General features: G+C 48.6%; 1 protein-coding gene. It reads left to right on the top strand.

Features of this window, described 5'->3' with window-relative positions:
* The first annotated feature begins 18 nt into the window (after positions 1-18).
* Complete coding sequence (gene rluA / locus R7Q11_RS25340; RefSeq protein ID WP_021484738.1) at positions 19-771, top strand: bifunctional tRNA pseudouridine(32) synthase/23S rRNA pseudouridine(746) synthase RluA; 753 nt, start codon at positions 19-21, stop codon at positions 769-771.
* The last annotated feature ends 102 nt before the right edge of the window (positions 772-873 follow it).

Here is an 873-nt window from a genome sequence, read left to right as displayed (position 1 = left end):
TTTCTAGAGATCCCACCCATGGCAATGCTTGAGTACAACCCACCGACAGATCCTTGGATCGACATCGTTTTTGAGGACGACCATATCTTGGCTGTGAATAAGCCGTCTGGTTTGTTGTCAGTTCCGGGACGTCTTGCAGAACACCATGACAGCATGTGGAGTCGTTTACAGGAGGAGTACCCAGATATCCAAGTCGTGCATCGCTTAGATATGTCGACGTCGGGATTGATGGTACTGGCTAAAAACAAGCGAGCAGAAAGTGCGTTGAAAAAGCAGTTCCAGTTCCGCTTAACGCATAAAATTTACTACGCACGCGTTTGGGGTCATGTCGAGCAGGAAGAGGGCGAAATCGATCTGCCATTGATCTGTGACTGGCCAAACCGTCCGCTGCAAAAAGTGTGTTTTGAAGATGGTAAGCCATCAAAAACTCTCTTCCAAGTCGCGAAGCGAGAAGAACATGAAGACGGAACAAAGACGACCATCGTACGTTTACTGCCTATTACTGGCCGCTCACATCAATTGCGTGTGCACATGCAAGCGTTGGGTCACCCTATTGTTGGTGACGAGTTCTACGCGACCGAAGAAGCCAAAGCCTTCTCTGAGCGTTTGGAACTGCACGCTTCTGAACTGAGCTTCTACCATCCGAAAAGTCACTGGCTCCGCAGTATTTTTGTTCCGTGTGACTTTTACCAGGAAGCCGAAGAGATGATCTTTGACTATTTCGATCCAGAGCGTAAATTACCTGATTACAAAACACTGCCACGCCCATAAATAGATTTCATTAGGCAGTGAACAAGGAGCCGTTATGTCACTGCCTAAAGTGGTCTTTCTCGACCGCGCCACCATTCCCAATCACACTCAAGTCCCGCGCCC

The organism is Vibrio sp. 970 (assembly GCF_033339075.1).
This window is presented reverse-complemented; position numbering and strand designations above follow the sequence as displayed.